Raw genomic sequence first — 25209 nt, forward strand, 5'->3', positions numbered from 1 at the left:
GATCTCAGTGCGCTCCCGCGTAGGCGCCCGGCGTGTCCGCGGCCTTGCCTGCAGCGGCCGTGCCGTTCGCCGAGCCGGACGGGGTGGAGCCCGACGGCCCCACCGGAGTGATCGGGAGGAACTCGTTCCGGAAGTGCTTGATCCCGGAGACGATCGGCGAGGTGGCGCCGTCCGCGAGCGCGCAGAACGCGCGTCCGAAGATGTTGTCGCAGGCGTCGACGAGGGTGTCGACGTCGTCGGAGTCGCCGTGGCCGCGCTCCATCCGGGAGAGGATCTGCACCATCCAGGTGGTGCCTTCCCGGCAGGGGGTGCACTTGCCGCACGACTCGTGTGCGTAGAACTGGGTCAGGCGGCGGACCACCGGCAGCATGTCGACGGTCTCATCCATGATCATCAACGCCGCCGTGCCGAGCAGCGACCCGGCCTCCTGCACACCTTCGAAGTCCAGTGGGACGTCGATGTGGTCGGCGGTGAGCAGCGGGGTGGACGAGCCACCGGGCGTCCAGGCCTTCAGCTCCCGGCCGCCGAGCACACCGCCCGCCATCTCCAGCAGCTCACGCAGGGTGGTGCCCATCGGCGCCTCGTACTGGCCGGGCCGGGTCACATGGCCGGACAGGCTGTAGATCTTCGGGCCCGGCGCCCGCTCCCGCCCCATCGAGCGGAACCAGTCGACGCCGTAGTTCACGATGAAGGGCACCGTGGCGATGGTCTCGACGTTGTTCACGACCGTGGGGGACGCGTACAGCCCGTGGGTCGCCGGGAACGGCGGGCGCAGCCGCGGCTGGCCGCGCCGGCCCTCCAACGAGTCCAGCAGAGCGGTCTCCTCGCCGCAGATGTACGCGCCGGCGCCGGAGTGCACCACCAGGTCGAGGTCGAAACCGCTACCTAGGATGTCCCGCCCCAGGTAGCCGGCCTCGTATGCCTCCGCGACGGCCGCCCGCAGCCGGCGCGCGGCGTGGATCAGCTCGCCGCGCAGGTAGATGAAGGCCCGGTTCGCGCGCACCGCGTAGGCGGCGATGACGATGCCCTCGATCAGCGAGTGCGGGTCGGCCTTCATCAGCGGGGCGTCCTTGCAGGTGCCCGGCTCGCCCTCGTCGGCGTTGATGACGAGGTAGTGCGGCTTGCCGTCGCCCTGCGGGATGAAGCCCCACTTCATGCCGGTGGGGAAGCCCGCGCCGCCCCGGCCGCGCAGGCCGGAGTCCTTGACGAGCTTGATGAGGTCGTCGGGCGCCTGCGCCAGCGCCCGGCGCAGGCCCTGGTAGCCGTCGAGACGCTCGTAGGTCGCCAGTGTCCACGACTCGGGCACGTTCCAGCGCCGGGTGAGGACCGGGGTGACAGGCATGGTCAGTTCACCTTCGTCTGCGGCGCGGCCGCCGGCGGCGCGGTCGACGGGAGCGGGGTCAGCGGCGGGGCGCCGGCGACGCCGTGCTCGGGCTTCCAGCCGCCGGCCTCGGCGATCGCCACCCCGGCGATCGACGGGTCGCCCACGCCCGGGCCGGCGACGCCGTCGGGCCGCGGGTCGGCGAACCCGGCGAGCTGGAAGGACGCCTCGGCGAACGTGCACAGCGGGCCGCCGCGGGTCGGCGCCGGGCGCTCACCGCGCCGCAGCGCGTCCACGATGCCCTCGGCGGAATCCGGGGTGACCTGGTCGTAGAACTCGTAGTTCACCGTCATGACCGGCGCGTAGTCGCAGGCAGCCAGGCACTCGGCGTGCTCCAGCGTGATCGTGCCGTCCTCGGTGGTCTGGTCGTGCCCGACCCCGAGGTTCGCCGACAGCCGCTGGTAGACGTCCTCACCGCCGCGCAGCAGGCAGGAGAGGTTCGTGCACACCGAGACCAGCCAGTCACCGACCGGACGGCGCTTGTACATCGTGTAGAAGGTCGCGACCGCGCCGACCTCGGCGTGGGTGAGGCCGAGCTGCTCGGCGCAGAAGTCCACGCCCTGGGCGGTGACCGCCCCCTCCTCCGACTGCACCAGATGCAGCATGGGCAGCAGCGCGGAGCGGGAACGCCCCTCCGGGTAGCGCGCGATGATCTCGCGGGCGGCAGCCCGGGTCTGTTCGGTCAGTGGCATCAGCGGTCAACTCCCCCGAGCACCGGGTCCACGGAGGCAACTCCGACGATCACGTCGGCCACCTGCCCGCCCTCCGTCATCGCGGGCACGGCCTGCAGGTTGACGAAGCTTGGGTCACGCACGTGGACACGGAACGGCCTGGTGCCGCCGTCGCTGACCACGTGGTAGCCGAGCTCGCCGCGCGGCGACTCGATCTGTGTGTAGACCTGGCCGGCCGGCACCCGGAAGCCCTCGGTGACGAGCTTGAAGTGGTGGATCAGGGCCTCCATCGAGGTGCCCATGATCTTGCGGATGTGGTCGAGCGAGTTGCCCATGCCGTCGGAGCCGATCGAGAGCTGGGACGGCCAGGCGATCTTCTTGTCGGCGACCATGACCGGGCCGGGCCGCAGCCGGTCCAGGCACTGCTCGATGATCTTGAGGGACTCGCCCATCTCCTCCAGCCGCACCAGGTACCGGGCGTAGGAGTCGCCCTCAAGCGCGGTGGGGACGTCGAAGTCGTAGGTCTCGTAGCCGCAGTACGGCATGGTCTTGCGCAGGTCCCACGGCAGGCCGGCGGCGCGCAGCACCGGGCCGGTCGTCCCCAGCGCGATGCAGGCGGCCGCGTCGAGGAAGTTGACGTCGACCATCCGGGCCTTCCAGATGGGCTGGCCGGTCAGCAGCGCGTGGTACTCGCGGATCCGCTTCGGCATGTCGACGAGGAACTCGCGGATCCGCGGGATCGCCTCGTCCGGGATGTCCTGCGCGAGGCCGCCGGGGCGGATGTAGGCATGGTTCATCCGCAGGCCGGTGATCAGCTCGAGCAGGTCGAGGATCTTCTCCCGCTCACGGAAACCGAAGATCATGCCGGTGGTGGCGCCGAGCTCCATACCGCCGGTCGCGAGCCACACCAGGTGCGAGGCGATCCGCTGCAGCTCCATGACCAGCACCCGGATGACGGTCGCCCGCTCGGGAATCTCGTCGGTGATGCCGAGCAGCTTCTCCACCGACAGGCAGTAGGCCGCCTCGTTGTACAGCGGGGAGAGGTAGTCCGCCCGGGTCAGGAAGGTGACCGCCTGAGTCCAGGTGCGGTACTCGCAGCTCTTCTCGATGCCGGTGTGCAGGTAGCCGATGACGATCCGGGTCTCGGTGACCGTCTCGCCCTCGATCTCCAGCACCAGCCGCAGCACGCCGTGCGTGGACGGATGCTGCGGGCCCATGTTGACGGTGATGCGCTCGCCGTCGGACTCACCGGAGCCCAGGACCTGCTCCCAGTCACCACCGGTGACGGTGTAGACGCGGCCGGCCGACGACTCGGTGAAGCCTGCCTCGTAGGGCTGCGCCCCGGTGACGGGCTCGGCCGGACCGCCGGGACCGCCGGGTGCCATTCCGCCCGCGGCGTCGACGGGCGTCTCGGTGTGCGTGCTCATAGCGAACCTCGGATGTCGGCTCGGGTGTACCTGCCAGCCGGGATATGGGCGGCTGTACCAGTCGCGGCCTCGGCCTCCACCCGCTCCGGCGGGCAACCCGGGCGGTGCCTGGTCGGCAGCCCGGTCACGAGTAGCTCCGGCGGGTGTCAGGGGGCGGGATCTGCGCGCCCTTGTAGTCGACGGCGATGCCGCCGAGGGGATAGTCCTTGCGCTGCGGGTGGCCCACCCAGTCGTCCGGCATCATGATCCGGGCCAGGCCCGGGTGGCCCTCGTAGACGATGCCGAACAGGTCGTAGGCCTCGCGCTCGTGCCAGTCCGCGGTCGGCCAGACCGGAGTCAGGCTCGGCACATGCGGGTCGCCGTCGGCCACCGAGACCTCGACGCGCAGCCGGCGGCGGTGGGTCATCGAGGTCAGGTGCACGACCGAGTGCAGGCGGCGGCCGGTGAGGTCGTCCGGATAGTCGACCCCGGACAGCGACGACAGCAGCTCGAAGCGCAGGCCCGGGTCGTCGCGCAGCGTCCAGGCGACATCCAGCAGCCGCTCGCGGCGCACGTGGATCGTCAGCTCGCCGTACGCGAACACGACGCGCTCGACGGCGTCACCCAGTTCGGGGAAGACCCGCTCCAGGGTGTCGTACACCGAGTCCGCGGCGTCGTCCCCGAACGGCCTGACGCTGGAGGCCAGGCTGGGCACCGGCGGCACGAGCCCGCCGAACCCGGAGGTGTCACCGCTGCCGCGCGCACCGAAGGCGTCCCGGCGACGGCCGCCCGGGCCCCCCGGCACTCCGGCGCTGCCCGGAACCAGCTCAGTCATCGGTCAGGGTCTCCGTGCTCGGGCCGGGACCACCGGCCCGGGACTCGTCGGTCGGCTTCGCGTCGAACGGCACCCGCTTGCCTCGGCCGAAGATCGACGGCGGGGCGATCGCGGCGGGGCGGCGGGCATCCAGCGAGGGCTCGACGGCGCCGAGGCCGGCCGGGGCCGGTGCGCCCTCGGGGATGCTGAAACGCTTGCGGTCGTTGACCGACAGCGTACGGGTGTCGAGCGCCCCCGCCGGCAGGCCGGCCTGGGCGGTGGCGACCTCGATGGGCTTGGCGTAGGGCGCCGAGCCGATCTTCGTGTGCTCGACCTTCCCCGCGACCGACCCGGCGAGGATCTTCTCGTGCAGCTTGATGATCGCGTCCATCAGCATCTCGGGACGCGGCGGGCATCCGGGCAGGTACATGTCGACCGGCACGATGTGGTCGACGCCCTGCACGATCGCGTAGTTGTTGAACATCCCGCCGCTGCTCGCGCAGACGCCCATCGACAGCACCCACTTGGGCTCGGGCATCTGGTCATAGATCTGGCGCAGCACCGGGGCCATCTTCTSGCTGACCCGGCCGGCCACGATCATGAGGTCGGCCTGGCGGGGGCTGGCCCGGAAGACCTCCATCCCGAAGCGGGACAGGTCGTACCGACCGGCACCGGTCGACATCATCTCGATGGCGCAGCAGGCCAGACCGAAGGTGGCCGGCCACAGCGAGGAGCGTCGTGACCAGTTGGCCAACATCTCGACCGTGGTCAGCAGCACCCCACCGGGAAGCTTCTCTTCTAGTCCCATTCCAGACCCCCCCGGCGCCACATGTAGGCGTAGGCGACGAAGATCGTCGCCATGAACGACACCATCGCGCCGAGACCGAAGACCGCAAGGCTGTCGAACGCGACGGCCCACGGGAACAGGAAGATGATCTCGATGTCGAAGACGATGAAGAGCATCGCGGTGATGTAGTACTTCACCGGGAACCGGTGCGGCCCAGCCGGCACCGGCTCGGGTTCGATACCGCACTCGTAGATGTCGACCTTGGCACGGTTGAACCGTTTCGGGCCGACCAGGGTGCTCACCACCACGGAACCAACCGCGAACAGCATCGCGATCGCGAGCAGAACGAGGATCGGCACATAACTGTCAAGCATGCCGAACTCCTCTCCTTCTAAATGTTTGGCGCGGACGTCTTGGTGGCGGTTCGCCGGGCGCGGTCGCCGTAACGCGCCTCTCCCGGGCCAACCGGTACTTCACGCTCCCACCCCGGCCAGCGGCGTGAGTGCGGGTGCAGCCTACGCGACCTCTCTTTTCCCGGTCGCACCGGGATTGTTCTCCCGACCAACGCCGCGGCACCCACCCGAGCACGGGCGGATCGCGGCCGAAACACTCTTCCGTCCGTAGCCCGCGGCCCGGACGAATATCCGCTTCACTCGACCGGGTCGAGGGTCGCGGGCCGGTGGGCGGGCGTCGGAGGCGGGAGTCAGGAGGCGGGAGTCAGCCGGGTAAGCGCGTTGATCAGTCGGTCGGCGGCATCACCTCCCTGCGGATCGGTGAGATTAGCCATGATCTTCAGGACGAAGCGCATCAGCGTCGGCCGAGGCAGTCCGTACCGGGTACCGAGGCCCATCACGGTTGGATTCCCGATGAGCTGTACAAAGAAGCGGCCCAGGGTGTAATAGCCCCCATAGGTCTCCCGGATGATCTCCGGATAACGGGCCAGCGCCCGCTCACGGGCCGGCCCCGAGTGCCGGGCGAGCGCGAGCACGATCGTCTCCGCCGCAATGCGGCCCGATTCCATCGCATAGGCGATGCCCTCACCGTTGAACGGGTTCACCATCCCGCCGGCGTCACCGACGAGCAGAACTCCGTCCTGGTAGTGCGGGGTGCGGTTGAACGCCATCGGCAGAGCGCTACCGCGGACCGGCCCGAGCGCGTTCTCCTCGCCGAATCCCCACTCCTCCGGCAGCGGCGACAGCCACCGCTCCAGCAGGTCCCGGTAGTCGGTGTTCTGGAAGGCGGTCGCGGTGTTCAGCATGCCCAGGCCGACATTGCTGGTGCCGTCACCCATACCGAAGATCCAGCCGTATCCGGGAAGGAGCCGGCTCTCCCGCGGCCTGCCCTCCCAAAGCTCGAGGTGGGACTCCAGGAAGTCGTCGTTGGTACGCGGGCTGCGGTAGTAGCGGCGCACCGCCACGCCGAGCGGCCGGTCCTCCCGACGGCGAATCCCGAGCGCGAGCGCGATGCGCGCGCTGTTCCCGTCCGCGGCGACGACGACCGGCGCGTGGAAGTTCACCGGCGCCCGGTCCACCCCCGAGCGGGCGGTCACCCCGATCACCCGCCCGGTGCGCTCGTCGCGCAGCGGGCCGGTCACCGACGTCGCCTCCCGCAACCGCGCCCCGGCCTTCACGGCGTGTCGCGCGAGCATCTCGTCGAAGTCCGCGCGGGGCCGGACGAGCCCGTAGTCGGGCCAGCTCGCGAGGTCCGGCCACGGCAGCTCGAGCCGCACCCCGCCACCGACGATGCGCAGCCCCTTGTTCCGCAGCCAGCCGGCCTCGGTGGAGGTGTCGATCCCCATCTCGACGAGGCTGCGCACGGCACGCGGGGTCAGCCCGTCACCGCAGACCTTCTCCCGCGGGAAGGTGCTCTTCTCCAGCAGCAGCACATCGAGGCCGGTGCGGGCCAGGTGGTAGGCCGCCGCCGACCCGCCGGGCCCCGCGCCCACCACGATGACGTCGGCGTCGGGGCGGTCGTCCGTTCGGGCGCCGTCTCGTTTCGCCATCCCTGTGGTCACACGCTGCTCCGGATTCCCACGCCTGTCGGCCGATCGCCGGCCTTGTTCCAGATCCCCTGCTTGCGCGCTCGTGAAATTCTTCACGAGCGCCACGCCGAAGTGTAGGCCTTGGCCGGCCCTGAGGCACCAACCAGGACCTCCAGAAAGGAAGAACAGTCAACCGACACCCCAGGGCGACCACACAGCGCTACAGCCCGGCAACCGATGGCACCTTCGCTCTGGCCCGTCCGGGCCAGCCCGGCGACGGACCCGACCCGCCCGACGGCGCCCGACGGCGCCCGACGGCGCCCGACGGCGCCCGACGGCGCCCGACGGCGCCCGACCCGAGCGGGCCGGCACGGCCCGACCGCGGCCGGACAGGGCCCGACACGGCCCAGGAGGTGACATGACCATCTGAACCGGGTAGTTCCCGAAAGCTGGATACCTCGCGCTGGCCCGCGCGCTCACGGACCGACGCCCCCACTGACCCGGAGCCCGCCGATCATCTCCGGCACGGATCGGCCGGCCCCACCGACCTCGGAGAGCGACGCGGCCATGACATCAGAAACAGTCGTCCTCACCACGGCGGACGGCCCCACCCCCGCCTTCATCGCGGAACCCGCGCGCACCGTCCGCGGCGGAGTGCTCATCGTGCACGAGGTGTTCGGCCTCACCGATCACATCACCGACGTCTGCCGCAGGTTCGCGGACGCCGGCTGGCGGGCCGTCGCCCCGGACCTCTACCACCGGCAGGGATCGCCCGTGTTCGACCACTCGGACGCCGGCGCGGCGCTCGCACTGCGCGGGCGGCTGGCCGGTGACGACATCCTCGACGACCTGGACTCCGGGCTGATGGTCCTCGCCGAGTCGGGAACGCCGATCGACCGAAGCGCGGCCGTCGGATTCTGCATGGGCGGCAGCATCGCCTTCCACGCCGCGGTCCACCGCCCGCTCGCGGCGGCGGTCACGTTCTACGGGGGCGGGATCGAGGACGGGCGCTTCGGGGAGCCCTCGCAGCTCGAGGTCGCCACCAGCCTGCAGACCCCCTGGCTGGGCCTGTACGGCGACCTCGACCCGTCGACACCGGTCGAGCAGGTGGAGCACCTGCGAATGGCGGTCTCCCTCGCCGACGTCGACACGGAGATCGTGCGCTACCCCGGGGTCGGCCACGCGTTCCACAACGATGCCCGACCGGACTTCTACGACGCCGCGGCCGCCCACGATGCCTGGGCCCGCACCCTCGCCTGGCTGGAGGCCCACGTCCCCAGGTAACCCCGCACCCCCGCCGGCCCAGCCCAGCCACCCGGCCCCTGCCCACCTGCCGCACGGCGACCCACCGGATCCCGCTGGTTCCACGCCGTCACACAGCGCCAGCAATTCGCCCCAAAAGGGATAAAAGGGGTACGGAGTCGTTTGGCGACCCGCAAGAAAGGAGGATTTGGGTCGCCGGAACGACCAAAATCATTCACTCTTGCGGGTCGCCAAACGGGGCCACCGGGCAATCCCGCGCTCGGAGGTTCGGCCGCGTCCATGGAGCGCGAACCTCCCCGTCCACCAACCAGCGATCCTGATCGGCGTCAGTCCGCGGCCGGCTCCAGAACGACCACGATCCTCAGCTCCTGCAGGGCCGCGGCAGGCCGTGAGGGTGCCTGGTCAGTCCTGCCCGCCGGGCCGCACCGCCCGGTGCACGGCGACGATGCCGCCGCTGAGGTTGCGCCAGTTCACTCTCGTCCACCCCGCCGAGCGGACCATTTCCGCCAGCTCCGCCTGCCCGGGCCAGGCCCGGATGGACTCGGCGAGGTACACGTACGAGTCGGGGTTGCTGCTGACCGCCCGCGCCACCGCGGGCAGGGCGCGCATCAGGTATTCCATGTACACCGTGCGCACCGGCCGCCACACCGGCCGGCTGAACTCGCAGACCGCCAGCACACCGCCCGGCCGGGTGACACGCAGCAGCTCGCCGAGGCAGACGTCGACGGCAGCGACGTTGCGCAGCCCGAACGAGATGGTCACCCGGTCGAAGGACTCGTCGGCGAAGGGCAGCCGCAGACCGTCACCCGCCGTGAGCAGCACCCGGCCGCCGACCGGACCGCCCGCACCCGCACCCGCACCGGCGCCCGAGGCCGTCGTGGCCGTGGCGGCCGACCGCGCGCGGTCGGCGAGGCGCCGACGGCCCTCCGCCAGCATCCCGAGGGAGAAGTCGCAGGCCACCACGTCCGAACCGGAGTCCGCGAACGCCCGCGACGACGTCGCGGTGCCGGCCGCGACGTCGAGGACACGCAGACCGGGGGCCAGATCGAGCGCCCGCGCGGTGGCCGTCCGCCAGGTTCGGTCAAGGCCGGCCGACAGCACCGCGTTCGTCAGGTCGTAACGCCGTGCGACCTGGTCGAACATCGCGGCCACCTGGTCGGGCTTCTTGTCCAGTCCCGCTCGGCTCACTGGTTCATCCCTCTGTGCTCACCATCGACGGTGCCTGCTGTGCCCCGATGCGGTCGACCGCCGCCGCGGTGGTGCCGCCACGGTCGCCGCCACCGCCACCGCCACCGCTGCCACGGTCACCACCGCTGCCGGCTACCACGGGGCTACCGGCACTGCCGGCGATCGCCGCGGCGCTGCCGACGGCTGCCGCGGCCTGCGCCCGGTCCCAGTCGGTATGCTCGGCGGCCGCCGCCAGCCTCGCCCGGGTGCCCTCGTCACAGAGCGCACCGGCCAGCCCGGCGGCGAACACCTCCCGCAGCGACACCCCGAGGCCCGCGGCGATCGCGTACTCCCGTTCGAGGTCGGTACCGAACATCGCTGGGTCGTCCGTGGCCAGCGAGCAGCGCAGTCCGGCCGCGACCAGCGCGGGCAGCGGATGGTCGGCCAGGTCGCGCACAACGCCGGTACGCAGGTTCGACACCGGGCAGACGTCCAGCACGATGTTCCGCTCGACGAGCTCCGCGACCAGGTCGGGGGCCTCCAGCGCGCGCACGCCGTGCCGGATCCGCCGCGCGCCCAGCGCGTGCAGCGCGCCACGCACCGACTCCGCCCCGGCCGTCTCCCCCGCGTGCGGGACGGCGGCGAGCCCCGCGTCGGCGGCGGCGGCGAAGACCGGCGCGTACGGCTCCGGCGGATGGCCCACCTCGGGGCCGCCGAGGCCGATCCCGACGACACCGCGGTCGACGAACCGCGACGACCAGCGCACGACGTCCATCGCGGCCTCCGGGGGGAGCACCCGGTCGATGTCGGGGGTGAGCCGCACCTCGACCCCGAACCGCTCGCGTGCCTCGCACGCGCCGTCCGCGTAGCCGGTGAAGATCTCCTCCCACGGCACGCCCCGGTGCACCCGGTACCAGGGGGAGAAGATTCCCTCCAGGTACACGGCGCCCTGCTCGGCCGCGCGGCGGGCGTAGTCGACGACGACCTCCCGGAAGTCGTCGGCCGTCCGCATGACGTGGGTGGTGAGGACCCAGACCTTGATGAAGTGGTCGAAGTCCCGGTACCGGTAGAGCTCGGCGATGCCCTCGACGGTGCGGGCCGGCAGCGCCTCGTTGTTGCGGCGGCCCATCGCGAGCAGTATCTCGGGCCGCACCGTCCCCTCCAGGTGGACGTGCAGCTCGATCTTCGGCCCGGTCTCGGACACCGACCCGACTTCGGACACCGACCGGTGCGCGGGCGCGGACACCGACCGGTGCTCGGACACCGCCGGCCCGGATTCCGCCGCGGCGCCCCGCTCGGGGGTCAGCTCGCCACCAGCGGCAGGGCCGTCGACGAGAAGTGGGAGGCCACCCGGTCGTCGACCGGGTCCAACGCCGGGTCCCTGTGCACGACCAGGTGCCGGTAGAGGGTGTCCCGCTGGGCCGGAATCCGCCCCGCCGACCGGATCAGGTGGATCAGCTCGGCGCGGTTGGTCCGGTGCCGGGCACCGGCGGAGGAGACGACGTTCTCCTCCAGCATGACCGAGCCGAGATCGTCGGCGCCCATGTGCAGGGTGAGCTGCCCGACCTCCTTGCCGGTCGTCAGCCACGAGCCCTGCAGGTGCGCGACGTTGTCGAAGAACAGCCGCGCGACGGCCACCAGCCGCAGGTACTCGAGGGTGGTCGCCTGCGTCCGGCCACCCAGGTGGTTGTTCTCCGGCTGGTACGTCCACGGGATGAACGACCGGAACCCGCCGGTACGGTCCTGGACGTCCCGGATCATCCGCATGTGCTCGATGCGCTCGGCGTTCGTCTCGCCGGTGCCCATCATGAACGTCGCCGTCGACTCCAGGCCGAGGCCGTGCGCCGTCTCCATCACCGACAGCCAGACATGGCCCGGCTCCTTGAGCGGCGCGATCGCGTGCCGCGGCCGCTCGGTGAGGATCTCGGCACCGGCGCCGGCGAAGCTGTCCAGCCCGGCGTCACGCAGCCTGGTGATGACCTCCGCGTGCTCCAGCCCGGACGTCCGGGCGATGTGGACGACCTCGCTGGCCCCGAGCGAGTGCAGTGCCAGCTGCGGGTACGCCGCCTTGATGCCGGCGAACGTCCGCTCGTACCACTCGATCCCGAACTCGGGATGGTGGCCGCCCTGGAGCATGATCTGGGTCGCCCCGAGCTCGACGGCCTCACCGCACCTGGCCACGATGTCGTCCAGCTCGCGCACCCAGCCCTCGGCGTGCTTCGGCGCCCGGTAGAAGGCRCAGAACCGGCAGGCGGTCACGCAGACGTTCGTGTAGTTGATGTTCCGGTCGATGATGTAGGTGGCGATCCCGTCGGGGAACCGGCGGCGGCGCACGGTGTCTGCGGCCAGGCCGAGCGCGTGCAGCGGCGCGGACGTGTAGAGCAGCAACGCCTCTTCCGGTGAGATCCGCCCACCGTCGGCCGCGCGATCCAGCAGGGCGCGGATCTCGCCGTCAGCCACGCGGGCCGGGCCCGCCGGGGACTCACCGTCGGCATCAACAAGGCTCACCCGTCAGATCGTACGACCTGTACCGCTTGAACCGATCGAATCGCGAGCACGTCGGCCCCGCGGCCCACCACCGGCGCAGAACCCGAGGATTGCGACCGGTAACAAACCTGCCACGGACCGACTCGGGATCGTTTCGTGAAGGGTGAAGGATTTTGGTCGTCAGGACGACCAAAATCCTTCACCCATGTCCGGTGGCAACGCGAGCGAGCTGCAGCCGCAGCCGGCGGCAGCCGCCGCGCGACGTTCGCCCTGGGCGGATCCCGGGCTTCGGGGCACCGACCGGGCGGAGGCGAGGCCTGGCCGCCCGCCGTCACGAGTTACGCAAAGAACTACCCGACTACTCAAAAGGGACCGTAGTCCGACGGGTTGTCGCCGGAGCCGCGCCCCGCGCCGCCGATCGGACCGGAGGGCCCGGTGCTCGGCGTGCTCGACATGCTGGACGTGTGGCCCTGGCCGGCCGAGCCGCCGCCGCCCGGTCCCCGGCCCTTGCCGGTGAACTTGCTGGTCAGCTGCTTGAACTTCGCCCGGTTCTCCGGCTTGTTCGCCACCGTCTTGGCCTTGTCGACCATCTCCTGGGCCTTGGGGCTGTGGAGCAGCTCCTGGACCTTGCTGGTGAAGTTCGCCATACCCTCGGTGTACCTGCGTCAGGCCCGGTTCATGCCGACAACCCTGTTCGGCCGGGACACTGCCGCACCCCGGGTCACCCCGAACCGGTCGGCAGCAGGTCGGAGACGCCGCCGCGCAGGTCCTGAAGCCGGTCGCGCAGGCTCTCGTCGCCCGCGGGCGGGATCTGGATCTGGTCGTTCGATCCGGGGAGCTGGTCCCGCGCCTCGTCGCCCTTGCCGCGGAACCAGTCGATCTGATCGTCCACCCAGTCGTGCACCGAGGTGACGGTCCTGTCCCAGATCTGCTGGCGCTTGTTGTCCACCATCGTCGCGATCTGGTCGGCCGCGGACAGCAGGAGCAGCACCATCAGCACGAAGATGATCGTCCGCTTGAACGGGATCCGCAGCCGCCACCGCCGCCGCGGGCGGCGCGGCTCACGGTAGGGAGCTGGTTCCGGTGCGGGCGGAGGCGCGGGCGGCGCCGGGCGGTGCGCGTCGCCGTAGGGCGGGCGGTGGGCGTCGCGGTACGCCGAGCGCGGCGCGTCCTCGTAGTAGGGGGCCGCGGGTGGTGCGGGTGGCGGCGCCGGGCGGGCGGCGCGCGGTGCGGCCTGCCCGGGGCCGGCCGAGCCCGCCGGGTAGGGGGCACCTGACCGGGCCAGGTCGGGTTCGTCGCCGTACTGGACGAATCCGCCCTTGCGTCGACGCGCCGGCTGCGGACCACCCGCGCCTGGCACGGCCTTGCCGGGCTGTCCGGGCTGGTATGCCTGGCCAGCCCCCGCCGAGCCGCCGCGGGCGGCATCCGGGGGCGCCTCCCACCAACGGCCGCTGACGTCACCGGGGCCCGCGACCCGGGTCTGCGCCGGCCGCTGGGCCGCGCCGGCGCCGTACCCGGCACCCGCACCTGCGGCGGCCGCGCCCAGCCCGAGGCCGGCGGCTGCCGCGGCGGCGGACCGGCTGCGGGGCCAGGTGTTGTCGATGACCTCGGTGGCCGCGACCCGGGGGTTCGCCTTGGCACCGCTGCGGTCACCGAGCAGGCGCAGCAGCAGCTGCTCCGCGGACGGGCGCCGCCGCGGATCACGATGCAGGGCGGAGCCGACGATCCCGGCCAGCGCGGGCGGAACCTGGCGCAGATCGGGTTCGGTGGTGAGCACCCGCTCCGACATCTCCAGGTAGGTGCCGTCGCCGTAGGGGTGATCACCAGCCGCGGCGTACGCGACGAGCAGGCCCCAGGCGAAGACGTCGGTGGCCGGGCCGACCGGCGCCGTACCCTCCATCTGCTCCGGAGCCATCCAGCCGACCGAGCCCAGGACCAGCCCGGTCTGGGTCCTCCCGCTGACCGCGTCGAGTGCGCGGGCGATCCCGAAGTCGATCACCCTGGGGCCGGAGTAGGACAGCAGGACGTTGCTCGGCTTGAGATCGCGGTGGACGATGCCGGCGCCGTGGATCGCGGTCAGCGCCGAGGCGACGCCCACGGCCACACCCTGCAGGGTCGACAGCGGGAGCGCCCCGGATTCGTCCACCACCCGGTCGAGGCGGGCGCCGTCGATGAATTCGGTGACCAGGTAGGGGCGGCGTGCGTGCGGGTCCGCGTCGAGGACCTGTGCGGTGCAGAAAGGAGCGACCCGGCGCGCGGCGGCGACCTCGTCGGCGAAACGGTCCCGGAACTCGGGATCCACCGCGAGATCCGACCGGATCACCTTGATGGCCACCTTGCGGCCCTGCTGGTCGAGGGCGAGGTAGACCCGGCCCATGCCACCGGCACCCAGCCGGCCGATCACCTCATACCGCCCGATCGACGTCGGATCGTCCGGGTGCAGAGGTTCTCCCTGCGACCGGAGGGCCGATCGGTCCGCCACGTCTCGCCCGCTCTCCGCTCGTCGGCGCGGCCGCGAACGACGCGCCCCGGTTCACGCGCGTCGCGCGAACACAGCCATCATCACGCTTCGGCGGCGCCCATGACAGACCTCCGAACACGGGTCATGTAACGCACCGCCGACCGCGACGCTAACGCGCCCGCGGCCCCAGGGCCGTGCGCTGTCCGCATTCCGACGCCGCGGCGCCGACCGGTAGCCTGATCGGCACGGTCGCGCTGGTCGCGTTCTCGCGGAGAAGCCGAGGAAGTGGGGGAAGCCGAGCAGGAGGTCGGCTTCGGCGCGGCCCTGGCGCTTCGGGCACCCGGCGAGGAGAGAGCCTACCTGCGGCCGCCGACGGGACAGGGCCGGCGGCAGCAGGTACGGGAAGAGCACACCATCACCGAACTGCCCATGTCGAACGCCTGTTCACACCATTGGGGAGTGAAAGCCCGTTCTCGTGGGCTTGCACCGACTTCGACCACCCGGGCGTGTTACCCAACCGGGTGGCTGGGGCGATTCGCCCGGTATTCTCCCGCTCCGCCCGATACCTGCCATGGCTCCGCCCCCGCCTCCCCCCGCCCCCGTCCCCCGGTCCCCCGCCAGCGGCGGCGCGTCGCGGGCGGAGGCAGACTAGAGGTCATGCGCGGCCTGCTGGTGATCGGACACGGCTCACGCCGAGACGAGGCGAATGCCATGGTGATCGAGCTCGCGCGCGCGCTCAGCCGCGGCGGCGACCCCGCGTGCGAGGAGACGTCCGACGCCGGCACGGCGGACAGCGACGCGGCAGGTGCGGACGCGGGCACGTTCGACGCGGGCACGTTCGACGCGGGCACCGCGGGCACGTTCGACGCGGGCACCGCGGGCACGTTCGACGCGGGCACCGCGGGCACGTTCGACGCGGGCACCGCGGGCACGTTCGACGCGGGCACGACGAGCGCGGACGGGGGCGCGACGGAATCGGCCCCGCGAGCCGGCGCGGGCGCGGGCGCGACGAGCACCGTACCGGCCTGGCAGGCGGTGGAAGCCGCCTTCCTCGACGTCGTCCACCCGGACATCGCCCAGGGCTATGCCGCGCTGGTCCGTGCCGGCTGCTCGGAGATCATCGCGCACCCGTTCTTCCTGTTCGAGGGCAACCACACCACCCGCGACATACCCGCGGCACTGGCCGCCGCCCAGGCGGAGCACCCCACGACCCGCTGGACGATCACCCGCCCGCTCGGGCTGCATCCGGGCGTCGTACAGGCGGTGCGGGCCCGCATCGACGACGCCGTCGGCCGGCCCGGCGCCGACTACGACCCGGGTGTCGGCCGACCGGTCACGAGTTCGCCGACGACCGCCGCGAGTGGGTAGATCCCGGGCTCCGCCGGCACGGCGTCCACCCGCAGCCCCGCCGCCTCGCAGGCCTCGACGGTCCGGCGGCCCATGGCGGCGACCCGGACGGTGTCGGGCAGCGGCCCGTACAGCTCGGACAGGCAGCGCGCCGCGGTCGAGGAGGCGAGCGCGACGGCGTCGAGGTCGCCGTGCCGCAGTTCCTCGGCGATCCTCGGGTCCGGCTTTGCCGCGACGTCCGTGAGCAGCCTGACCCGGCGCAGCGTCCGAATCCCCGCCGGCGGTGGCGCCGACCCACAGATCACCACCCGCAGACCCGGCACGGGCACCTCGGTCACCACCCGGTTGGCGACCTGGACCTCGGCCGAGGAGCGCACCGAGACGAGTCCCAGCGCGTCCAGGGCGGCGGCAGCCGAGTCGGAGGCGGCGACGAGGGTCAGACCGGCGAGGGCCCGTACGTCGGTGCCGGCCGCACGCAGCAGCGTCACAGTCGCCGCGACCTCGTCCGCGTCCGCCAGCACCAGGCCGTCCGCGCCGGGCAGCGCCTCCCGCAGGGCAGCGCCGTCGGTGGCCGGGACGAGACGGCTGACCACGGTCTCGACCGCCTCCGCGCCGAGCTCGCGCAGCCTTCGGGCGAGCAGGCTGTCTCGAGCCCGCGTCCGCGGCACGAGCACTCGGATGCCCGCCAGCGGCCCGGCGGCCGCGGTCCGGTCGCCGTCGGTATCGGCCGCCGCGCCCGTCGCCGCCTGATCAGGCAGAACGGCGGCGTCGCGCCTGGCCGCGACCGGACCGACCACCAGCACGGCCGGTGAACGCAGCCGAAAGGCGACGGCGTCGACAGCGATGGCCTCCAGCGTCGTCCTGAGCACCCGCTGGGCGGGCGTCGTCCCACGCTCGATGACAGCGGCCGGGGTCTCCGGCGGACGTCCGCCGCGCAGCAGGGCATCGGCGATGTCGATCAGTCGGGCGACCCCCATGAGCACGACGACCGTGGCGCGCGAGGCCGCCAGGGCCGCCCAGTCCACCGTCGAGTCGGGATGGCCCGGCGGGACGTGGCCCGACACGATGGTGAGGTCCTGCGCCACCCCGCGATGGGTGACGGGAATGCCGGCGTAGGCCGGCGCGGCGATCGCGGAGGTCACACCGGGGACCACGGTGCAGCGGATGCCTGCGGCGGCGCAGGCCTCGGCCTCCTCACCACCGCGGCCGAGCAGGAACGGGTCGCCGCCCTTGAGCCGCACCACCGTCGCACCGGTTCGGGCCTCATCCACCAGGATCTGGTTGACCTCGTCCTGGCTGCGCGACCGCGTCGGGCTCTTGCCGACATGGATGATGCGAGCGTCCGACCGGACCGCGTCGAGCAGCACGGCCGCGGCCAACCGGTCGGTGACCACCACGTCCGCGGTGGCGAGGAGCTCGCGGCCGCGGACCGTCAGCAGCCCGGGATCACCCGGCCCGGCACCCACCAGCCAGACCTCACCGGCGCCGCCGCGGCCGACGCTCGGGCGCCCCGTCGTCGTGGGCTCCAGGGCCGGGGCCGAGCCCGGGGCCAGGGCCGATCCAGGTTGGTGGGCACCCGGCCCGGTCATCGCGAGAACCACGGCGTGCACGGTACAGGCCAGAGGTCACCACAGGCCGGGGTCACCGTCCACCAGGCTCGCAGGATCCCGAGCTACGGGCTACGAGCTACCGCTGTCGCTGTCGCCGAGCAAGGGTCGCCAGGCCGCTGCGCTGGCCTCCACGGATGCAGGCGATCTGAGCATCCCGGTCGGCAGAGGGCGCGAACCCCACCCGCACGACCACCCATGGAGGATCCCGCGCCACCGCACCGCACTAGCGATCCACCTCGAAAGGCGCAAAAGGGTCAGAGATTCACCTGACAACCCGCAAGAAGTGAGGATTCTGGTCGTTGGAACGACCAGAATCCGTCACTCTTGCGACTCGCCAAACCGGGCCGCCGGCCGAAGCCGCTGCGCTGCAGTACTAGTGGATACCGCACTCGGTCTTGCTGGTGCCGGACCAGCGGCCCTCCCGGCCGGTGCCCCGCCTGGTGCACGGCCAGCAGCCCACCGAGTCGTAGCCGTCGCTGAGCAGCGGGTTGACGATCACGTTGTGCTCCTGGACGTACCGGCTGACGTCCTCGTCCGTCCATGCGGCCAGGGGGAGCACCTTGACCTTGCCACGGCGCTGGTCCCAGCCGATGACCGGCAGGTCCCGCCGCCCCGCCGACTCGGCGCGGCGGGATCCGGCGGCCCAGGCCCGGTACGGCGCGAGCGCACGGTCCAGCGGGACGACCTTGCGCATCCGGCAGCACAGGTCCGGGTCGCTCTCGTAGAGCCGCGGGCCGTGCACGGCGTCCTGCCCGGCGACGGTGAGCTGCGGGCTCGCGCTGATGATCGGCAGGGAGTAGGTCTGCGCGACGGCGTCGCGGGTGCCGATGGTCTCGGCGAAGTGGTAACCGGTGTCGACGAAGATCACCGGGACGTCCGACCGGATCCGCGACAGCATGTCGGCGAGAACCGCCTCGGCCATGGAGGCCGCGACAGCCAGCCCGGTGCCGAACTCCTCCACCGCCCAGCCGAGGATCTCCTCGGCTGGCGCGCCTTCGAGCTCCTCGCCGGCCCGCAGTGCCCGGGCCTTCAGCGCGGCATCCATCAGTTCGTCTCCTCCACGTCCGACGGCGCTGCGGCGGTGCCGTTCGCCGAACCCGGTGTTCTGGCCGTCGTCCCGACGGCGACGTCCCTGCTGGTCTGATCGGTGCTGGTCTGATCGGTGCTGCTGTGATCGGTGCTGCTGTGATCGGGTGTCGCCGCCACCAGCGCCGTGAGGCTGAGCCGGAAGGCCCGCCGGCAGGCCCGGCAGGCCCAGTGCCCGTGCCCCTCGCCCGTACCGCCCGGGGCGGGCTCGGGCACGAGCTCCTCCTCGCCGCAGTACGGGCAGTAGAAGGGGACGGCGCGGGCGCTCACGTCGCACCTCCCGAGCCGCCGTGGCTGGGCGCGGTCAGCAGCGCCTCGTCGGCGTGCTCCGCCCAGTCGGCGAACGTGTCGCCCTCGGCCCGGTTCGCCTGGTAGGTCTCCAGCAGCCCGACGACGTAGTCGACGAGGCCGTCCGCGGTCACCTTGAGCCCACGGGACTTGCGGCCCAGCCGGGAACGGGTGCCGAGGTGCCCACCGAGGTGGACCTGGAAGCCCTCGACCATCTCGCCGTTGTCGTCGGGGACGAGGGAGCCCTTGAGGCCGATGTCCGCCAYCTGGAAGCGGGCGCAGGCGTTCGGGCACCCGTTGATGTTGATGCCGATCGGCTCGTCGAAGTCCGGCAGCCGGCGCTCGAGCTCGAGGATGAGGTCGCGGGCGTTGCCCTTGGTCTCGACGATCGCCAGCTTGCAGAACTCGATGCCGGTGCAGGCCATCGTGCTGCGGCGGAACACGCTCGGCTTCACGACCAGGTCGAGCTCGGCGAGCTCGGCCTCGAGCGCGTCGAGGTCGCTCTCCGGCACGTCGAGGATCACCAGCTTCTGCATGGTGGTCGCCCGGATCCGGCCCTGGCCGAAACGGTCCGCCAGGTTCGCGACCGCGGTGAGGATGGTGCCGCTCACCCGGCCGGCCCGGGGTGCGAAACCGACGGCGAAGCGCCCGTCGCGCTGGCGGTGGATCCCGATGTGGTCGCGGCCCTCGTTGCGCGGCGGGGGCGGCGGCGGGCCGTCCGGCAGCGGCGAGGCGAGGTACTCCTTCTCCAGGGTCGACCGCACCCACTCGACACCCATGTCGGCGACGAGGAACTTCAGCCGGGCCCGGGTCCGCATCCGCCGGTACCCGTAGTCGCGGAACAGCTGGATGACGCCGTGCCACACCTCGGCCACCCGGTCGGGGGTGACGAACGTGCCGAGGCGCACGCCGAGCTTCGGGTTCGTCGACAGGCCGCCGCCGACCCACAGGTCGTAGCCGGCGCCGAGCTCGGGGTGCACCACGCCGACGAACGCGATGTCGTTGATCTCGTGCAGGGTGCACTGGTCCGCGCAGCCCGACATCGCGCTCTTGAACTTGCGCGGCAGGTTGGACAGTGACCGGTCACCCACGAACCGCTCGACGACCTCGTCGATGACGCCGGTGGCGTCGATGACCTCGTCCTCGTCCACGCCCGCCAGCGGGCAGCCCAGGATGACCCGGGGCGTGTCGCCGCAGGACTCCTCGACCGTCATCCCGGCGGCTTCGAGCGCGCCCCAGATGGCCGGAACGTCCTCGATGCGGATCCAGTGCAGCTGGATGTTCTGGCGGTCGGTCACGTCGGCGACGTCGCGCCCGTACCGGGTGGAGATGTCCCCGATGACCCGAAGCTGGTCGGACGTCAGCCGGCCGCCGTCGAGGCGGATGCGCTGCATGAAGTAGCGGTCGTCGAGCTCCTCGGGCTCCAGCACGGCGGTACGCCCGCCACTGATCCCCGGCCGGCGCTGCGTGTAGAGCCCCCACCAGCGGAACCGGCCGCGCAGGTCCTGCGGGTCGATCCCGTCGAAGCCCGTCTGCGGGTAGAGGTTCAGAATGCGGTCACGGACATCGAGACCGTTCTGGTCCTTCTTCATCCGCTCGTTGGCGTTCAGCGGCTCGGTGTAGCCCAACGCCCACTGGCCCTGCCCCTTCGGTCGGGACGGAGCGTTCGAGCGCGCGGCACGCGGGTTCGGAGCAGGAGAAGTCATGGTATCTCTCGGTGAGCAGGGTCCACCCAGGCGTGACACGCCGAGGTGGGCGGAGTCAGCGGGAGCGGCGACAGCCGGCGCTGGAGACGCGCAACAGGTCGACGTGGAGACGCGCGACCAGGCGAGGGTCGATGGGACCGACATCAGTCGGCCGCGGCATGAGCCCGACCCGCGAGGAGGCCCCGAGGCCTGACAGCCCGGCCACAGGGAACGCGCCAGCACGCCGGCGCCGAGCGGCCATCCGCCGCTCGCCCGACGGCTCCAGCGCGTGGACCCGGGCAGTCACGCTGGCCATGTTCCCACAGATGAGGCGCAGACGTCGTGGATACGTCGTCACACCTCATCTGGGTCACAGGCCAGCCACAACCGGCGACCAAGCCCGCGTTCGGGCGGGGCGGGTTCCGATCCCCGGGCAGGGCTCAGACCAGACGGGGCCTGCGACACATCTGGCGAATCCGGTCCAGCAGGGCCCCGGTGGACAGGTCCTTCTCCATGAGCTCGTCGGCACCGAGCGCCATGGCCTCCTCACGCAGGCTTCGCTCCGAGAAGCCCGTGAAGATCACCACTCGCGCCTCGGGCACGGCCCGGCGGACGCGTGGCAGCGCACCGAGCCCGTCGAGGACGGGCATCGCCACGTCCAGCAGCACCAGGTCCGGCTCCGTCCGGGCGACGACCTCGACCGCTTCGGCACCGTTGGCCGCCCGGCCGACCACGGTGAAGTCCGGCTCGGTGTCGAACAGGAGGCACAGAAGCTCGCGGAGCCCGTCGGCGTCGTCCGCGACGACCACACGGTAGGGACCCCGCCGGCCGCCGCGTCCGCGGGCCACCGAAACCCGGTGCGCAGCCCCGGCGATACCGGCCTCGGGAAGGCCGGCCACCGAGACACCAGCCTCAGGGACATCAACCCCGGGGACATCAACCCCAGCGAGGTCGATCTCCTCATCCGTCGACGGCCAGGAGTCCATCACTCGTCTTTTGTACGCGCTACCCGGCGCCGCGCCCATCGTCATTCGGGATGGTTCCACGGTATGACCCAAACGCGCTGGACACCCACCCGTTCGCTCCGGCTTGAAGCACCTCTCGGGCCATCCACACCGGATACCCGTGACACTGCGACGAATTGTGGCGACGCGACGGCGACCAACGCTTTTTCAGTCCCATTTCCGGCGCGTCAATAAAAACGCCCAGCACACAACCAATTCACAATAGAACGGCGCCCACCGGTACGGACGCGAGACGCAGGGCGGGACGCCGATCCAGCTCGCGGCACAACTACATGGACCGCGGGAGCACCTCACACCCTAAGCCCTGAACGGCCGTCCGACTACGAAGAGTAGCCATCACGAAGGCAACACCGCTACCACAGGCCCACACGAGAGAGGTAACTGTCCGTGTCCAGGACCTTTGACCCAAGGCACTCCTTGTGCCGGGAGGAGTATTGTCATCACTCCAGGTGATGCTCCACCCGGTCACCTCTACGCACAGGTACAGCTAGCCGCAGGCGCAGCAGCGTCAGAGACAGCCCAAGCAGACACAGATAACCCGTACGCACACGGTGGCAGGCATCGGATTGTCCGGAGCGTGGGCGCGACCTCAGCCAGGGAGCATCCACCCCGTCGTCAACGGTGTCGCCACGCCCCCACGACAGTGAGCGGGCAGCCGACAGCGGCGCACGACCGGCGTTTCATCCGCCCCGCCCACTGGATGAGGCACGCCGGAGTGGTCGCGTCTCGGAGCCCCGGGCAGCGGAAGGATCGGCGCACATGCGGCAACGAAGCCGGGGCCGGCAGGGTTTGAGTACCGCGGAGGACATGCTCCCGACGGAGATTCGACGGCGCCGTTGCGAACGTGGCCTGACCCGGGAGGAGCTTGCCGGCCGGACTGGTTACAGCCGCCAGTACATCAGCCAGTTGGAGCAGCCCAGCCGCGGCATCCCCGCCCGGCCGGTCCTGGCCGCGGTGGACGCGGCACTGGAAGCCGGCGGCGCACTCGTCGACCTGCGCGAGGCCGCCGTCGCCGAACGCGCCGAACGGCGCGGGCAGCAGCCGGACGCCGAGGTCGAATCCCGCCGTCGGATCGGTGACCTGCTCGACCACCGCCGCTCCGATCGCGAGCTGGACTACCTCGACCGGCTTGCCGCTGATCTCATCGCCGCCGCGGACGCACTGGAACCGGCCGACGTCACCGCCCGGGTGCTCGACCAGCAGACCTTCGTCGACCAGCTCCTGGCGACCCCGATGCTGCCGCATCAGCAGTTCCGGCTCTTCATGATCGCCGGTCACCTCGCAGGCCTGCTGGCGATCTCCCTGCTCGACATGGACGAGCTGGCGAAGGCGAGCACCTGCTGCCTGGAGGCCGCGGTCTTCACCGAGCTGACCGGGCACGAAGGGCTACGAGCGTGGACGCTGGCGATCAACAGTCTCATCGACGCCGCGGCCCGGCATGCGGACGAGTCCGGAGCCTCGGCGGTGGCGGGCGCGGAGGCAACGGCCGAACGCTCGGAGCCGAGGCTGGTAACGGCGCGAACCGTCAGGAATCCCGACATCGGCTCGGGGGGTCGCGCTTCTCGGCCGCCGGTCAGCCGCGACCCCGACGGCGCCGACCTGGCACTGGAAAGTCCTCCCCGTAACTCCGGGTACACCGACGAGCAGCAGAACCGTGGGGAGACTCCGCAAGCGGGTGGCCCGTCCGACGCCCGTCCGGTGCTCCCCCACCGGCAGGCGGAGGACCTCTCGTCACTGTCCGCATCCAGTTTCGGCGATTCGCCGTTCGGCCCGCCGCCGAGCGTCGACGAGATGTTGATTGCTCCGGGCGGGCGCGCGACTCCGCCCCGGCTGATCGCTCTCGTCAAAAGGCGGATCGCTCGCTTCGCCACGGCGTCGGCCCAGCGAGCTACTCCACCGGTGGGCATCTCCCAGGCTTTCCGCCCGCCGGTCTGAATCTATAGACCGATTGATCGAAGCAATCGAGGAAACGAGATCCCGCCGCGCCGATTATCGGCGACGGTGCGTCACACCGCGGCGAAGATGATCTCGTCGAGTGGGGGTGCGTCACCGCGCGCCGCCGCCCGGCGGGCGAATTCGAGAATCCCCGCCTGCTGCCTGGCTCCCAGGCGAAAATCCAGGGTCGTGAAGTAGCGCGCGAGGGTCGCGGGGTCGAAAACCTCGAACCTCGCCGCCCGCCGGGCCACCTCGTCCACCTCACGCAGCGCCACATCGAGGCTCGACCGGAACGCGGCGTGCACCTCCTTGACCACTCCGGGATGGTCGGTGGCGAAGGAACGCCGCGCGGCCCAGACCGCGAAGACCATCGGCAGGCCAGTCCATTCGCGCCATTCGTTTCCGAGGTCGACGACCTGGAGGGGGTGGCCCTCACCGGCCCGCTCCGCGTCGTAGGTCGCCCGCAGCGCCACGTCACCGATGGTCACGGCCGCATCGGCCTCACGCAGCATCAGCGGAATCTCCGGCGGCATCGTGACGTACTCCGRCCGCAGCCCCCATCGCTGCTCGAACAGCATCCGGGCCAGCAGCACGCTCGTCCGGGACGTCGACCCCAGCGCGACGGTGCGGATCTGCTCGAACGGGACAGCGCTGCTGACGACGACGGACAGCACCGGGCCGTCCGAACCCACCGCCAGGTCAGGCAGGAGGACGAGCTCGTCCGCATGCCTCAGATACTCGACCAGGCTGATCGGGCCGATATCGAGATCGCCGGCGACCAGGGCTTCGTTGAGCCGGTCCGGGGAGTCCTTGGTCAGATCCAGGTCGAGCAGCGCGTCGGAATGGACCAGACCCCAGTACAGCGGAAGACAGTTGAGGAACTGGATGTGGCCGACCCTGGGCCGCGCGGCCCGCGCCAGGAGCCCGGCCTCCGTCGGCACTCCCGCGACCTGCTCGGGCACCCCCGCGCGGGTCGGCGCCGCCGGCCGTGTCTGGGCCCCGACCTGCTCGGGCACCCCTACCTGCTCCGGCACCCCGATCTGCTCGGGCACCCCGACGTGCTCACGCGCCCCGGCCCGGCCCGCTGTCTCCGGCGACCGTGCCCACGGCGCCGGGTCCGCCGCCGTCATCCGGACTCGCCGCCGCGCCGCGCGGCAACGCTGTCCAGCACTGCCCGGCGCTGCCGCAGCGCGAGTGGATAGCTGAGCAGCCCGCTGACAACCAGCGCAAGGGCGAAACCGAGCAGGCCACCCACACCGACGAGCAACAGCACCGCGAGAACCGCCGCGAAGAGCGCGGCGCGGATCGCGAAATACCGCAGGTTGAGGCCCCACATGCCGACCTCGCCAGCCGGCCGCTGGCTCCCTCGCGATCCACCGCGACGCGGCAGGCGGGACACCGGACCGGCCGGCGGTACGTCGTCAGCGGACATCATGCGCTCCGGTTTCTGGAGGTACGGCGTGCTCGGCGGCGTACCCAGCCAAGGCGCTGCAGCAACGCCGGATAGAAGCCCAACCCGAGAAAGATGATCAGCAGCCCGAGCAGACCGGCCGGGCCGATCGCGAGGCCGGCCCAGCGCAGCAGGCTGTAGGCGACCAGCCCCGGGACGAGGATCACCAGGAACGCCAGCACGAAGATCGAGCCCATGCCGGGCGCACCCGCCGGCCGGGCCGGACGAGCCTGACCGGCCCGCACGGGGCCCGCCGCGCCGCCCGAGGGGCCATCAGACCCGGACACAGCCACCGCCTCGGCCCGCACGGGCCCGGCCTCGCCCCCGGCAGGCCCGGCCGGGGATCTCTCGTCGCTGGTCATGAC

General features: G+C 71.7%; 24 protein-coding genes. 3 read left to right on the top strand and 21 right to left on the bottom strand.

Features of this window, described 5'->3' with window-relative positions:
* Positions 1-4 precede the first annotated feature (4 nt).
* From nuoF to CcI49_RS16620, 7 genes are all read right to left on the bottom strand, one after another.
* Positions 5-1342 carry an NADH-quinone oxidoreductase subunit NuoF gene (gene nuoF / locus CcI49_RS16590; RefSeq protein ID WP_054570402.1) on the bottom strand — a complete coding sequence of 446 codons (1338 nt, stop codon included), beginning with the start codon at positions 1340-1342 and terminating at the stop codon, positions 5-7.
* A gap of 2 nt (positions 1343-1344) precedes the next feature.
* On the bottom strand, positions 1345-2073 hold the full coding sequence (gene nuoE / locus CcI49_RS16595) for an NADH-quinone oxidoreductase subunit NuoE (protein ID WP_054570401.1): 729 nt from the start codon (positions 2071-2073) through the stop codon (positions 1345-1347).
* Positions 2073-3479, bottom strand: coding sequence for an NADH-quinone oxidoreductase subunit D (locus tag CcI49_RS16600; RefSeq protein ID WP_054570400.1), 1407 nt, complete (start codon positions 3477-3479; stop codon positions 2073-2075). The genes nuoE and CcI49_RS16600 overlap by 1 nt, the downstream gene beginning before the upstream one ends.
* A 124-nt stretch (positions 3480-3603) precedes the next feature.
* Positions 3604-4293, bottom strand: a complete 690-nt coding sequence (locus CcI49_RS16605; RefSeq protein ID WP_054570399.1) for an NADH-quinone oxidoreductase subunit C — start codon at positions 4291-4293, stop codon at positions 3604-3606.
* Positions 4286-5080, bottom strand: a complete 795-nt coding sequence (locus tag CcI49_RS44450) for an NADH-quinone oxidoreductase subunit B (RefSeq protein ID WP_076827581.1) — start codon at positions 5078-5080, stop codon at positions 4286-4288. The genes CcI49_RS16605 and CcI49_RS44450 overlap by 8 nt, the downstream gene beginning before the upstream one ends.
* A complete protein-coding gene (locus CcI49_RS16615; RefSeq protein WP_006539085.1) occupies positions 5071-5433 on the bottom strand; it encodes an NADH-quinone oxidoreductase subunit A in 363 nt (120 codons plus the stop codon). Before CcI49_RS16615 ends, CcI49_RS44450 begins: the two co-directional genes overlap by 10 nt.
* Positions 5434-5762: 329 nt before the next feature.
* On the bottom strand, positions 5763-7061 hold the full coding sequence (locus CcI49_RS16620; protein ID WP_054570397.1) for a geranylgeranyl reductase family protein: 1299 nt from the start codon (positions 7059-7061) through the stop codon (positions 5763-5765).
* Between the two features lie 546 nt (positions 7062-7607).
* Here CcI49_RS16620 and CcI49_RS16625 point away from each other — a divergent pair.
* Positions 7608-8324, top strand: coding sequence for a dienelactone hydrolase family protein (locus CcI49_RS16625; protein ID WP_054570396.1), 717 nt, complete (start codon positions 7608-7610; stop codon positions 8322-8324).
* A 381-nt stretch (positions 8325-8705) separates the two neighbouring features.
* On the opposite strand, the gene CcI49_RS16630 is transcribed toward CcI49_RS16625, so the two are convergent.
* The 5 genes from CcI49_RS16630 to CcI49_RS16650 form a co-directional block, all read right to left on the bottom strand.
* Positions 8706-9491: a demethylmenaquinone methyltransferase gene (locus tag CcI49_RS16630; protein WP_076827583.1), complete on the bottom strand. Its 786-nt coding sequence runs from the start codon at positions 9489-9491 to the stop codon at positions 8706-8708.
* 4 nt (positions 9492-9495) lie between these two features.
* Complete coding sequence (gene add / locus CcI49_RS16635) at positions 9496-10674, bottom strand: adenosine deaminase (RefSeq protein ID WP_076827768.1); 1179 nt, start codon at positions 10672-10674, stop codon at positions 9496-9498.
* 98 nt (positions 10675-10772) lie between these two features.
* The gene (gene mqnC / locus CcI49_RS16640; protein WP_054570394.1) at positions 10773-11978 is read right to left on the bottom strand and encodes a cyclic dehypoxanthinyl futalosine synthase; all 1206 of its coding nucleotides are present in this window, start codon (positions 11976-11978) and stop codon (positions 10773-10775) included.
* A gap of 341 nt (positions 11979-12319) precedes the next feature.
* Entirely contained in the window at positions 12320-12604 is a 285-nt protein-coding gene (locus tag CcI49_RS16645; protein WP_054570393.1) for a hypothetical protein, read from the bottom strand.
* A gap of 74 nt (positions 12605-12678) precedes the next feature.
* Positions 12679-14439, bottom strand: coding sequence for a serine/threonine-protein kinase (locus CcI49_RS16650; protein ID WP_076827585.1), 1761 nt, complete (start codon positions 14437-14439; stop codon positions 12679-12681).
* Between the two features lie 690 nt (positions 14440-15129).
* On the opposite strand from CcI49_RS16650, the gene CcI49_RS43310 reads away from it, so the two are divergent.
* On the top strand, positions 15130-15786 hold the full coding sequence (locus CcI49_RS43310) for a CbiX/SirB N-terminal domain-containing protein (protein ID WP_241840096.1): 657 nt from the start codon (positions 15130-15132) through the stop codon (positions 15784-15786).
* Here CcI49_RS43310 and cobA read toward each other — a convergent pair.
* The 6 genes from cobA to CcI49_RS16685 form a co-directional block, all read right to left on the bottom strand.
* Positions 15726-17354, bottom strand: a complete 1629-nt coding sequence (gene cobA, locus CcI49_RS16660) for a uroporphyrinogen-III C-methyltransferase (RefSeq protein ID WP_235498365.1) — start codon at positions 17352-17354, stop codon at positions 15726-15728. The genes CcI49_RS43310 and cobA overlap by 61 nt on opposite strands.
* Before the next feature lie 394 nt (positions 17355-17748).
* On the bottom strand, positions 17749-18420 hold the full coding sequence (locus CcI49_RS16665) for a phosphoadenylyl-sulfate reductase (RefSeq protein ID WP_076827587.1): 672 nt from the start codon (positions 18418-18420) through the stop codon (positions 17749-17751).
* Positions 18420-18731 (bottom strand): hypothetical protein, encoded by a 312-nt coding sequence (locus tag CcI49_RS16670; protein WP_076827589.1) that lies wholly within the window; start codon positions 18729-18731, stop codon positions 18420-18422. Before CcI49_RS16670 ends, CcI49_RS16665 begins: the two co-directional genes overlap by 1 nt.
* Entirely contained in the window at positions 18728-20455 is a 1728-nt protein-coding gene (locus CcI49_RS16675; protein WP_076827591.1) for a nitrite/sulfite reductase, read from the bottom strand. The genes CcI49_RS16670 and CcI49_RS16675 overlap by 4 nt, the downstream gene beginning before the upstream one ends.
* 55 nt (positions 20456-20510) lie before the next feature.
* Positions 20511-20750 carry a putative leader peptide gene (locus CcI49_RS44455; RefSeq protein WP_076827593.1) on the bottom strand — a complete coding sequence of 80 codons (240 nt, stop codon included), beginning with the start codon at positions 20748-20750 and terminating at the stop codon, positions 20511-20513.
* 124 nt (positions 20751-20874) lie between these two features.
* The gene (locus tag CcI49_RS16685; RefSeq protein WP_054570388.1) at positions 20875-21420 is read right to left on the bottom strand and encodes a response regulator transcription factor; all 546 of its coding nucleotides are present in this window, start codon (positions 21418-21420) and stop codon (positions 20875-20877) included.
* A gap of 798 nt (positions 21421-22218) precedes the next feature.
* On the opposite strand from CcI49_RS16685, the gene CcI49_RS16690 reads away from it, so the two are divergent.
* Positions 22219-23394 (top strand): helix-turn-helix transcriptional regulator, encoded by a 1176-nt coding sequence (locus CcI49_RS16690; RefSeq protein ID WP_076827595.1) that lies wholly within the window; start codon positions 22219-22221, stop codon positions 23392-23394.
* Positions 23395-23465: 71 nt separating this feature from the next.
* Here CcI49_RS16690 and CcI49_RS16695 read toward each other — a convergent pair whose 3' ends face one another.
* Genes CcI49_RS16695 through CcI49_RS16705 form a run of 3 tightly spaced genes read right to left on the bottom strand, consistent with a single transcriptional unit; the run spans position 23466 to position 25206 of the window.
* Positions 23466-24524 carry a menaquinone biosynthesis protein gene (locus tag CcI49_RS16695; protein WP_241840097.1) on the bottom strand — a complete coding sequence of 353 codons (1059 nt, stop codon included), beginning with the start codon at positions 24522-24524 and terminating at the stop codon, positions 23466-23468.
* Positions 24521-24826, bottom strand: coding sequence for a DUF4229 domain-containing protein (locus tag CcI49_RS16700; protein ID WP_054570386.1), 306 nt, complete (start codon positions 24824-24826; stop codon positions 24521-24523). Before CcI49_RS16700 ends, CcI49_RS16695 begins: the two co-directional genes overlap by 4 nt.
* Positions 24826-25206 (bottom strand): hypothetical protein, encoded by a 381-nt coding sequence (locus tag CcI49_RS16705; RefSeq protein WP_235498363.1) that lies wholly within the window; start codon positions 25204-25206, stop codon positions 24826-24828. The genes CcI49_RS16700 and CcI49_RS16705 overlap by 1 nt, the downstream gene beginning before the upstream one ends.
* Positions 25207-25209: the final 3 nt, after the last annotated feature.

The organism is Frankia sp. CcI49 (genome assembly GCF_001983215.1).
Classification (GTDB): Bacteria; Actinomycetota; Actinomycetes; order Frankiales; family Frankiaceae; genus Parafrankia; species Parafrankia irregularis.

Excerpts from the sequence above, each read along its gene's own strand:
- CcI49_RS16645 (WP_054570393.1), bottom strand. The coding sequence starts at position 12,604 with ATGGCGAACTTCACCAGCAAGGTCCAGGAGCTGCTCCACAGCCCCAAG.
- CcI49_RS16690 (WP_076827595.1), top strand. The coding sequence starts at position 22,219 with ATGCGGCAACGAAGCCGGGGCCGGCAGGGTTTGAGTACCGCGGAGGAC.
- CcI49_RS43310 (WP_241840096.1), top strand. The coding sequence starts at position 15,130 with ATGGTGATCGAGCTCGCGCGCGCGCTCAGCCGCGGCGGCGACCCCGCG.
- nuoF (WP_054570402.1), bottom strand. The coding sequence starts at position 1,342 with ATGCCTGTCACCCCGGTCCTCACCCGGCGCTGGAACGTGCCCGAGTCG.
- CcI49_RS16625 (WP_054570396.1), top strand. The coding sequence starts at position 7,608 with ATGACATCAGAAACAGTCGTCCTCACCACGGCGGACGGCCCCACCCCC.
- CcI49_RS16665 (WP_076827587.1), bottom strand. The coding sequence starts at position 18,420 with ATGGATGCCGCGCTGAAGGCCCGGGCACTGCGGGCCGGCGAGGAGCTC.
- CcI49_RS16620 (WP_054570397.1), bottom strand. The coding sequence starts at position 7,061 with ATGGCGAAACGAGACGGCGCCCGAACGGACGACCGCCCCGACGCCGAC.
- cobA (WP_235498365.1), bottom strand. The coding sequence starts at position 17,354 with ATGACCGGGCCGGGTGCCCACCAACCTGGATCGGCCCTGGCCCCGGGC.
- CcI49_RS16705 (WP_235498363.1), bottom strand. The coding sequence starts at position 25,206 with ATGACCAGCGACGAGAGATCCCCGGCCGGGCCTGCCGGGGGCGAGGCC.
- CcI49_RS44455 (WP_076827593.1), bottom strand. The coding sequence starts at position 20,750 with ATGGCCAGCGTGACTGCCCGGGTCCACGCGCTGGAGCCGTCGGGCGAG.
- CcI49_RS16700 (WP_054570386.1), bottom strand. The coding sequence starts at position 24,826 with ATGTCCGCTGACGACGTACCGCCGGCCGGTCCGGTGTCCCGCCTGCCG.
- CcI49_RS16605 (WP_054570399.1), bottom strand. The coding sequence starts at position 4,293 with ATGACTGAGCTGGTTCCGGGCAGCGCCGGAGTGCCGGGGGGCCCGGGC.
- CcI49_RS16685 (WP_054570388.1), bottom strand. The coding sequence starts at position 21,420 with ATGGACTCCTGGCCGTCGACGGATGAGGAGATCGACCTCGCTGGGGTT.
- CcI49_RS16615 (WP_006539085.1), bottom strand. The coding sequence starts at position 5,433 with ATGCTTGACAGTTATGTGCCGATCCTCGTTCTGCTCGCGATCGCGATG.
- CcI49_RS16600 (WP_054570400.1), bottom strand. The coding sequence starts at position 3,479 with ATGAGCACGCACACCGAGACGCCCGTCGACGCCGCGGGCGGAATGGCA.
- nuoE (WP_054570401.1), bottom strand. The coding sequence starts at position 2,073 with ATGCCACTGACCGAACAGACCCGGGCTGCCGCCCGCGAGATCATCGCG.